The organism is Kitasatospora phosalacinea, assembly GCF_000716545.1.
In the GTDB taxonomy this organism is placed as follows: Bacteria; Actinomycetota; Actinomycetes; order Streptomycetales; family Streptomycetaceae; genus Kitasatospora; species Kitasatospora phosalacinea.
Genome location: NZ_JNWZ01000115.1, coordinates 1 through 9,408, shown reverse-complemented (window position 1 = coordinate 9,408; position 9,408 = coordinate 1). Strand labels below are relative to the sequence as shown.

7 protein-coding genes and 2 pseudogenes are annotated in these 9,408 nt (G+C 72.2%); 4 read left to right on the top strand and 5 right to left on the bottom strand.

Annotation, left to right across the window (positions count from 1 at the left end; genetic code table 11):
* The 4 genes and pseudogenes from OO48_RS39435 to OO48_RS33085 all read left to right on the top strand — a co-directional run.
* A pseudogene (locus OO48_RS39435) lies at nucleotides 1-848 on the top strand (hypothetical protein); the annotation flags it as partial.
* 314 nt (nucleotides 849-1,162) lie between these two features.
* Nucleotides 1,163-2,119, top strand: coding sequence for a TnsA-like heteromeric transposase endonuclease subunit (locus tag OO48_RS33095; protein ID WP_425338614.1), 957 nt, complete (start codon nucleotides 1,163-1,165; stop codon nucleotides 2,117-2,119).
* On the top strand, nucleotides 2,116-4,719 hold the full coding sequence (locus OO48_RS33090) for a DDE-type integrase/transposase/recombinase (protein WP_063830799.1): 2,604 nt from the start codon (nucleotides 2,116-2,118) through the stop codon (nucleotides 4,717-4,719). The genes OO48_RS33095 and OO48_RS33090 overlap by 4 nt, the downstream gene beginning before the upstream one ends.
* Nucleotides 4,720-4,970: 251 nt before the next feature.
* Nucleotides 4,971-5,945: a TniB family NTP-binding protein gene (locus tag OO48_RS33085; protein WP_033223138.1), complete on the top strand. Its 975-nt coding sequence runs from the start codon at nucleotides 4,971-4,973 to the stop codon at nucleotides 5,943-5,945.
* 53 nt (nucleotides 5,946-5,998) lie between these two features.
* Here the strand turns inward: OO48_RS33085 and OO48_RS33080 are convergent.
* From OO48_RS33080 to OO48_RS40465, 5 genes and pseudogenes are all read right to left on the bottom strand, one after another.
* A protein-coding gene (locus tag OO48_RS33080) for an IS3 family transposase (protein WP_245194909.1) occupies nucleotides 5,999-7,245 on the bottom strand; the annotation gives its coding sequence in 2 pieces (ribosomal slippage) (nucleotides 5,999-6,963 and nucleotides 6,963-7,245; 1,248 coding nt in all).
* A gap of 244 nt (nucleotides 7,246-7,489) precedes the next feature.
* A complete protein-coding gene (locus tag OO48_RS37910; RefSeq protein ID WP_106970481.1) occupies nucleotides 7,490-7,642 on the bottom strand; it encodes a transposase in 153 nt (50 codons plus the stop codon).
* Complete coding sequence (locus OO48_RS40470; protein ID WP_245194908.1) at nucleotides 7,639-8,010, bottom strand: transposase; 372 nt, start codon at nucleotides 8,008-8,010, stop codon at nucleotides 7,639-7,641. Before OO48_RS40470 ends, OO48_RS37910 begins: the two co-directional genes overlap by 4 nt.
* A 324-nt stretch (nucleotides 8,011-8,334) precedes the next feature.
* Nucleotides 8,335-8,949, bottom strand: coding sequence for a hypothetical protein (locus OO48_RS33065; RefSeq protein ID WP_033223132.1), 615 nt, complete (start codon nucleotides 8,947-8,949; stop codon nucleotides 8,335-8,337).
* A gap of 212 nt (nucleotides 8,950-9,161) precedes the next feature.
* Nucleotides 9,162-9,408: pseudogene (locus tag OO48_RS40465) on the bottom strand (NF041680 family putative transposase); the annotation flags it as partial.

Here is a 9,408-nt window from a genome sequence, read left to right as displayed (position 1 = left end):
GTGCGGGCGGGGGTGGAGCCGGGGGCGGTGTTCGCGATGGCGCGGGCGGTGGTGTGCCGGTGGTGGGGCAGGCGCTGGAGTGGGAGCAGGAAAAGGTGTGGCCCGCGCGACTGCACGCGCTGGCGGGCGGGGACGCGAGCGGGGATTTCTGGCGGTGGCGGGCAGTGGGCCGCGACGCGGCTGTCTTCCCGGAGACGGTGGTCGTCGCCGAGGCGCTGCTGGACCCTGCGATGGCCGAGCTGGTGTGGGTGGACAGCGGGGCCGGGCGACCGCGGCCGCTGCCGGTGGACGGGGAGTTCTGCAGACAGCTGGGTGAGCGGGTCGGACGGGGGTGGCTGGGCCGGTTGGCGGCGGCGGACCTGGGCGGGCCGCTGATCGCGTGGATGGGCGCGGTCGTCCGCGAGCGGCGCCGGACCCAGGCACCGGCTATGGCGCTGGCCAATGGGTGGGATGAGCGGTGGCGGGTGCGGCAGGAACTGCGGCCCCCGACCGTGGCGGCGCAGCTGCGGATACTCGGGAAGGAGGTGCGGGTGCCGGGCTCGGGGACATCGTGGCGCTCCGCGGTGGAGCCGGAGCGGCGGATGCTGATCCAGGGGCTGCTGGAGGATGCCCAGGAGCAGGTGGAGCAGTTGTGCGGGGCGCAGCGGGGCAGCAGCGCCGAGGCGGCGGAGCGGCTGCTGCGCGGGATCGCGTACACGGTGGGGCAGTTGCGGCAGGCGGCCGGGGAGGTCGCGCTGGGTGCGGTGGAGGCCGGTGTGCGGGCCGAGGATGTCGCGCAGTGGGCCGGGTGCTCCCCTGCCTGGCTCGCCGAGTTGCTCGGGAACGATGGTGATGGTGGGGTCCGGTAGGGCTGGTGACGGTCTCCCAGCCGGGGCGGGCGGCACGGTCGGCACGCGGTATGGGCCGCCCTGTGGTGCTGGCATTCCGCGCGTCGCCCGGTTCTGCTGGTCGCCGGTGAGAATCGGCGCGCTGCTTGGGGCCTTGTAGCGCACCAGGTCACGGGGCGGGGCGGGAATCGGGAAAGCCGCGTGGGGCCGGTGGTGTCCGGGGTTGGGTGAGATTCGTGGACAGCATGGGCGGCGCGGGCGCCGCAGGTGGACCCAGGCGGCGGGGCGGGCCTTGGGGCGGGGTGGATGTGGACGGGCGGGCGGGGTTCGAGGCGGTGTTCCTCGACCCCTTCGGGCAGGCAGTGCAGCAGCGGTGGGCGGACGCCGCGCTGACCGTGGCTTTCGAGGACCTCGATCCGGTATCGGCGTTCCCCGTACCGCCCGGGCGCAGGTGGGGGCCTGGCCTGTGGTGGTCGGTGACCACCGGCGCCCACGTGGTGGCCGGCTCCAACGCGATGCGCGCCCAGCTGACCGTCCTGGATCGCGACCCGCGGGTGAGCGGTCTGGCGGGGCGGCCGGTGCGACTGCTGTGGCGCGACCGGCGGGGCCAGGTCCGCTCGTGGGTCCCGCAGCTGTTCGCCCGCTACACCGACGGCACCGCGCTGCTGGCGGACTGCCCCAGCCATGCGGAGGCAGGCGGGGAGCGGGCGCTGCGGGCGGGCGCGGTAGTGGCGGCGGCGTGCGAGGAGGTCGGCTGGCGCTACCGGCGCCTGCTGCCGCTCGAGCCGGTGCTGGCCGGGAACTTGAAGTGGCTGGCCGGGTACCGGCATCCACGCAACCATGGCCGCCCCGGAATGATGGAGGCGGTGCTGGCGGCGTTCGCACGGCCCCGGCCCCTGATCGAAGGCGTCGCGGCGGTCGGGAACCCGGTCGAGGTCATGCCCGTGCTCTTCCACGCCCTGTGGCGCGGCTATCTGAGAGCCCCACTGGACGTCGCGCTGCACGAACGGGTCCAGGTCGGACCCGGTGCCCGCGTTCCCGGCAGGTGTGCCGCCGACGACGGCACACCGGGGCAAAGCCGCGGCCGCCGGGAAGCAAGGCCCGGCGGCGCGCAGGCCGATCCGCTCGCCGGGGATCCGCCCGGCGGCGGCCTGAACGGAGCGGACCTGGCGGGTCCGCCGGCGGGTGGCGGACGGACTGGCCGGGGCCGGGGTGGTGCTGCGGGAAGCGGGCCTTCGACGGGTGACGGTGCCGGTGAGGCTCTGTACGGGGTGGAGAGGGGCGAGGGGTGAGCTGGGTGGCGCGGCGGGGCGGGCGGCCGGTGGTGGGCGTCGGCGGGTACGTCGACTTCCGGGGAGTGCGGTGGCAGGTGGTGGGCCTGTCGGGGCAGCAGGTCCACCTGAGCGCGGACGGCGAGCAGGACCTGGTGGTGCTGTCCGGCTACCTGTTCGCGCACCCCACCTTCGCCGTGGCCGGACCGGTCAGGGAGACGGCCGAGCACGCGCCGCAGTGGGGCCTGTTCGAGACCGCCCCGCCCGCGGCACGCGAACGCGCTCTGGCGTGGCTGCGGCACATCCGGGAAGTGGAGACCGGCCACCCCGACGGCGCCGACGCCCAGTCAGGCCGGGTGGTGAACGAGCGCTACGACCCCGCCCGGTACACCCTCGCGCAGCGCGAGCGCGCCAAGGTCGAGGAACTCACCGCCATCGGCTTCGGGAAGGTGTCGCGCACCACGGTGCAGAAGATGCGCCTGGACTACCGCAAGCACGGCCTGTGGGGGCTGGTGGACCACCGCACCACCAAGCCCTCGGCGCCGGCCGGGCGCACCGACGAGCGGGTCGTGGCGGCGGTGAAGGAGGCGCTGCGGCGCCGGCGCGGCCATTCCAAGACCACGGTGAAGGCGCTGTTCCCCGTCGCGGAGCGGGTCCTGGCGGAGCGCCACGGGGACGGGGTGGCGATGTGCTCGCAGGCCACGTTCTACCGGCTGGTGGCGCTGCTGTCCGATCCGCGCGACGGCACCCACGGGCGCGGCAAGGATGTGGAAGGGCCGCGGGAGGGGCGGGCGTTCACCCCCACCGTGGCGCTGCGGCCGGGCGAGCAGGTCCAGATCGACACCACCCGCCTGGACGTCCTGGCGGTGTTCGACGACGGGACCCTGGGCCGGCCGGAGCTGACGATCGCCGTCGACGTCGCCACCCGCGCCATCCTCGCCGCCGTCCTGCGCCCGCACACCACCAAGGCGGTCGACGCCGCGCTGCTGCTCGCCGAGATGGCCACCCCACACCCCGCCCGCCCCACCTGGCCCAGCGCGCTGCGCATGGAGTGCGCGCCGCTGCTGCACGGGGACGCGCTGGTGGCCGCCGACGAGCGCCTGACCGAGGCCGCGGCGCGACCCGTCGTGGTGCCGGAGACGATCGTGGTCGACCGCGGCAAGGTCTACCTCTCCGCGACGTTCACCGCCGCGTGCCGCACCCTGGGCATCAGCGTCCAGCCCGCGCCCCCGCACGCGCCCACCGCCAAGGGCATCGTGGAGCGGACCTTCGGGTCGATGAACACGCTGCTGTGGCAGTACGTGCCCGGATACACCGGCTCGAACGTCACCCAGCGCGGCACGGACATCGAACAGCACGCCTGCTACAGCGTGGCCCAGTTGCAGGAGCTGCTGGACGAGTGGCTCGTCCACTGGCACCACCGCCCCCACGGCGGCCTGCGCCACCCCGCGCTGCCCAAAGCGCCCCTGACGCCGATGCAGATGTGGGACGCCCTGGTCGCCGTCGCCGGACACATCCGCCTGCCCTTCACCGGCCGCGACTACCTCGAACTGCTGCCGGTGCGCTGGCAGGTCATCCACGACCACGGCATCCGCCTCGAACACCGCACCTACGACGCCGACCTGCTGGGCCCCTACCGAGGACAGCCCTCCACCGTCACCGCCCGCGGCGGGCGCTGGGAGGTCCACCACAACCCCCACGACCTGCGCCAGATCTGGATCCGCCTGCCCGGCTACGACCACCTGGTGGAGATCCCCTGGATCCACCGCGACCACGTCCACCAGCCCTTCGACGACCGCACCTGGCACCACCTGCGCACCACCCTCACCGCCCGGCACGGCATTAACGCCGACCGCGACCAGCACGAAGCCGACCTCGCCCACGCCCTCGACGACCTCCAACGCCGCGCCAGAGGCACCCACACCACCAAAGCCGAACGCGCCGTCCTCTCCCGCGCCATGCCCGCCCGCATCCCCCACCCCACCCCCAGCAGCAGCACCGGCACCGGCACCGAACCCAGGACCGGAAGCGGCACCGGAGCAGGGACAGGGGCCGGCACTGGTGCCGGGGCCGGGGCCAGCGAGCGCAAAGCCGGTCCCGCACCAGCACTCCACGCGGTCGGCCGCCCGACCGCCCCTGCCGACGCCACCGCCGACAGCGCCGCGGCGCACGCACAGCGGACAGACCCGCCCCAGACCTGGGCCCGGCCACCCGCCGTGGGAACCCGCCCGGACACCGAAGCGCGTACCGAAGCCGACACGACCACCGTCTCCGCGGGCGGCCCGGACACCGACACCCCCGCCGACGACGCGGACTGCCTCCTCGACCCCGACGACACCGAGGACGCCGAGGACGGCTTCGACGCCGACGACCCGCGGCCCGACGACATGGGCACCGGCCCGGGCACCGGCAACGGCGACACCACCCGACAGGGCCGCCGGGGCCAGGACCGTACACCAAGCCAAAGCGGCCAGGGCCAGGACGCCGAAGACCCCGACGACGACACGGACGATGATGAGGACGACGGCTGGGACGACGACGGCCCCGACCTCCACTCCCCCGCCCCGCCCTACACCGGCCTGGGTCTGTGGGACGCCCGCAAGGAAGCCGAACAGTGGTGACACCCCATCAGCCGAACACCCCCGCCCGCCCAGGCGCCGTCCCCAGTCCTTCGGCAGGCCGCCCGGCCAGCCCACCACCGCCCATCGCAGCCGTCGGCCCCGCGGGCACTCCAGGGGCAGCGAACGCCCGCCGGCCCACGCTCGCGGCCCCGCGCCGGACCCCGGGCGCAGCGGGCGGTGTGTCCGGCACACCGGGCGCGGGTGTCCCGGCCCGAACGGTGGGCGCGGCAGAGGATTCGTCGCCGTATCCGGTGGACACCTGGCGCGGCTTCGCCCAGTTCGCCAGCGCCCCCACCCCCACACCGCCTGCCCCCGGCGGTCCCGGGCGCAGTGTGGAGGAACGCCTGGCGTACTACTCGCAGTTCGTGACCGTGCGCACCCCCGCCATCGACTCCCTCGCCACCAGCGTGCGCCGCCTGATGCTGCTGGGCCGCCACCAGCGCACCACCGCCCGCCCCAGCCTGATCCTCACCGGCCCACCGGCCACCGGCAAGACCACCGCGCTGCTGGAAGTCGGCCGCGCCTGCCACCTCGCCCACCAGCGCCAACACCCCGCCCCGCCCGGCAGCGCGCACCCCACGGTGCCCGTCGCCTACGTCCTCGTGCCACCGGGAGCGAGCGCCAAGACCCTCACCGCCCAGTTCGCCCGCTACCTCGGCATCCCCGCCACCACCCGCACCACCCAGGCCCAGCTCATGCAGGCCGTCACCCACACCTACAACACCGCCGGGGTACGACTGGTCCTGATCGACGAGATCCACCGCCTCAACCCCCGCACCACCACCGGCGCCGAAGCCGCCGACCTGCTCAAAGACCTCACCGAGCAGATCTGCGCAACGTTCGTCTACGCCGGCATCGACGTCACCACCACACCCCTGTTCACTGGCGTCCGCGGGGCCCAACTCGCCGCGCGGGCCTCACTGATCGAAACCGGTGCCCTACCCGCCCGCCTCGGTGCCCGCCGCCCCTTCACCGACCTCGTCACCGACCTCGAAGCAGCCCTCGACCTCGCACGGCACCGCCCCGGCACCCTCCCCCGCCACGCGCCCTATCTCCACCAGCGCACCGCCGGACGCATCGGCAGCCTCACCCGCCTGGTCCGCGAAGCCGCCCAAACCGCCATCCTCGACGGCACCGAACGCATCACCAAAAACACCCTCGACCAGGTACGCCTCGACCACCAAGCCGAAACCCACCACACCCCACGCCAGCGCCGCCCCCGGTAGAACGCAAACACCCCCTGGGCGCCACCTGAACCGTTCCGGGTTCGATGGAGATCTCAGGTGGTGGTTGTGACCTGCGGTTTTGAGGCTGTGAGGTAGTAGGTGTTCTCGTACTCGATGGGCGGGACGTGGCCTATCTCACCGTGGAGTCGGCGGTGGTTGTACCAGTCGATCCATTCGGCCGTGGCGAGCTCGACCTGCGAGAGGATCCGCCAGGGCCGCCGGGGCTTGATCAGCTCCGTCTTGAACAGCCCGATCGTGCTCTCCATGAGGGCGTTGTCGTAGGCGTCGCCGACCGAGCCGATGGACGCCGCGATGCCCGCTGCTTCGAGGTGCTCGGCCAGGCGGAACGACGTGTACTGACTGCCCGCGTCGCTGTGGTGGACCAACTCGCCTGGCACGACCGGGTTCTGATCGCGGTCGCGCTGCCAGATCGCCATCTCCAGCGCGTCCAGGACGAACACCGTCTGCTTGACGGTGGCCGCGGACCAGCCGACGATCCGGCGGGAGAAGGTGTCCACGGCGAAGGCGGCGTACACGATCCCGGCCCAGGTCTTGACGTAGGTGAAGTCCGCGACCCAGCAGCGGTTCGGGGCGCCGGCAACGAAGTCGCGCTCGACGAGGTCAGGGGCGCGGTCGACCTGCCCGCCCGGGAGAGTGGTGATCACGCGCTTGCCGCGGACCGCACCGGTGATGCCGAGTTCGCGCATGAGGCGCTCAACGGTGCAGCGGGCCACGGCGTGACCCTGGCGGTTCAGCTCGTGCCAGACCTTGCGGGCCCCGTAGACGCGGAAGTTGGCCTCGAAGACCTGCTTGATCAGCGTTTTCAGTTCCGCGTCGCGCACTGAACGCGCCGAAGGAGGGCGGGTGTTGAAGGCGTAGTAGGTGGAGGGGGCGATACTGCAGCCGTGCTCGGTCAGCACGTGGCAGATCGGCTCGACGCCGCCGAAGCGGCCCCGGTGCTCGTCGATGAACGCTACGAGCGCTGGTGTGGCCGGTCGAGCTCGGCCGCGAAGAAACTCGCCGCGGCCTTGAGGATCTCGTTCGCCCGCTTCAGCTCGGCGATCTCCTTCTTCATCGCCTTGACCTGCGCGGACTCCTCGGTCGTCGTCCCGGGCCGCTGCCCGGCGTCGACCTGGTCCTGCCGCACCCACTTGCGCAGCGTCTCGGTCGAGCCGATGCCCAGCTTCTCGGCGACCGACTTCAGCGCGGCTGACTCGTTCGGGTAGTCACCGAGGACCTCGGCGACCATGCGCACCGCACGGCGACGCAGCTCAAGGGGGTAGGAGGAGGGACGTGCCATGACTCGAATCCTTACACGTGTTCGAGTCCCCACCAAACCCGGAACGGTTCAGGGCGAGCACGTGGAGTCGCTGCTGAACCGGGCGGGTCTGTAACTGCCAACTCGCCTGGGCCCTGCTGGCCTGCAGTGGCTTGCTGCTACAGTCGGAAGGGCTGGACCCCACGGGTCCAGCCCTTCCGCACATCCAGGGGTGAGACCCCGGCCGCGACTTGTCAGGGAGGCGACCCGGGCCCTCAAATGCACGCTACCGACGCCACCACATGCGCCAGTGCCGCATCCGCAGCCGCTCCAGGAGCGTCCGGCCGGCCTCGCGGTCGGTGACGGATGCGGCGGTGACCACCACAGCCAGCAGCAGCCCGAGGGTGTCCACGACGATGTGCCTCTTGCGGCCGTTCACCTTCTTCCCGCCGTCGAACCCCGGCTCATGGCCGGCACCGACGCGGCCCCCTTCACCGACTGGGCGTCGATGATCCTAGCGGTCGGCTCCGGATCACGACCCGCCGCCTCGCGGACCCGGTCGCGCAGCCGGTCGTGGAACTCGCCGACCAGGCCCTTGTCCCGCCAGCGCCGAAAGAAGGCGTAGACGCGGTCCCAGGCGGGGAAGTCCGCGGGCACCGCCCTCCAGGCGATGCCGCCTGCGACCAGGTAGCGCACCGCGTCGATCAGCTGCCGATGGCAGTAGCCCTCCGGCTGCCCGCCGCGGCCTTCCATCCAGGCGGGCACGGGCATTGCATCGCGCACCACCGCCCACTCCGCGTCGGTCATGTCCGAGGGATACCTCGGACGCCTGTACGGCCGGTCCCCGGCGTTCCCGAACCGGTGAGCGAGGCAATCACACGACAGGGGTGCGGAGTTGGACGGCAACGTCACGGAGACGGAAGACTGCGGCACCAGGGGCCTCCTGTTGCTCGGCTGGATTCGACACCCACGAGCTGCGCGGGAGGCCCCACTTTCATGCCCTGCCGACCGAAGATCACCCGACCGAGTCGGCAGACTCGAACTCACGATCACCAAGATCATTTGAGTAATGGCGGGTGAGGTGGCCAAGCCGGAGCCCCCCAGAGCTGGCCGTTGATCGTGTTCGCGGGTTCATTGCCATAGCTGCTTCGACCAGTCACCCCGAGGGCGATAGGCGCGGCCGTCACCGACCTCTTTCATCCCGCCCGGAACGACATCCCGATAGTACGGATACCGCTGTGTCACCGCCGCCAGCAGGAACTCCAGGAAGCTTCCCTCGAACAGGTCCCACTTCTGCAGGGAGTCGAACTTGGCAGCGACCGGCCACCGGTCCGGGTCTGGGCCCCGCATCAGCCAGAAGAAATGGTCGGAGTTCCAGTTGTTGGCCCACTTCAGCAGCCCGCCCTCGGCCGGGAACAGCGGATACGGGCACTCCTCGTCATCCCCGTCCTCGTAGGCCTCGGCCAGCATGGCGCAGTATCCGTAGGGATCCGTCGTGTAGTACAGGAACCCCTCGAAGCCGAGCGGCTGGCCGGTTTCGGGGGTGGGCGCTGCCGATGGCGTGCAGATGTGCAGCTCGCCGCTGATGCTGACCATCCCGTACCGGTCGACGAACGCCCGGTAGTCCGCGGGCAGTTGGAACCCGAATGCCTGGGGCGCGAGCTCCCACGGGACCGGGACCACGCCGTCCGCAGGCGGCGGCCCGATCACCGCGCCGAGCCGGTCCAGCATCTCCTCGATGTTCATGTCCGCTCCTGTTAGCCGCCCCTCTTCGCCGGAGGCTATCCGGCTCTGGTGACACCGGACGCGGCGGGGCCCAGCCCCGCGGCGACCTGGTACCGGAGCTGTGCGGGAGCCCTCTCTTACGCCCAGCCGACCAGAAGGTCACTCGACCGAGTGGGCAGGCTCGAACTCGCGATCGCCAAGCTCGATTGAGCAACGGCCACTGAGCTTGGCGTTTATCCTCGTCGGCTTTGATGTTCCTTGATCGAGTCGGCTCGTTTGGCTGTCTTGCCGACGTTGTGGCGTGGGGCCCGGTGCTTGTTCTTCGAGCCGGGAGGCCGTCCCGGGCCTGGCCGGGGCGGTTTCGGTGCGGCTGCCGGACGGGCCGCTGTCGCGCGGATGTTGCGAAACCCCGGCGGACGCGGGCGGGGGTGAGACGGCGGGGTTCGGTCGCCGGTCGCTCCCAGGGCCGGCGTACGTCTT

What these genes read in the sequence shown, in the direction of transcription:
- OO48_RS40470 (WP_245194908.1), bottom strand. Translation starts at nt 8,010, where the DNA reads ATGACCGACGCGGAGTGGGCGGTGGTGCGCGATGCAATGCCCGTGCCC.
- OO48_RS33065 (WP_033223132.1), bottom strand. Translation starts at nt 8,949, where the DNA reads ATGAACATCGAGGAGATGCTGGACCGGCTCGGCGCGGTGATCGGGCCG.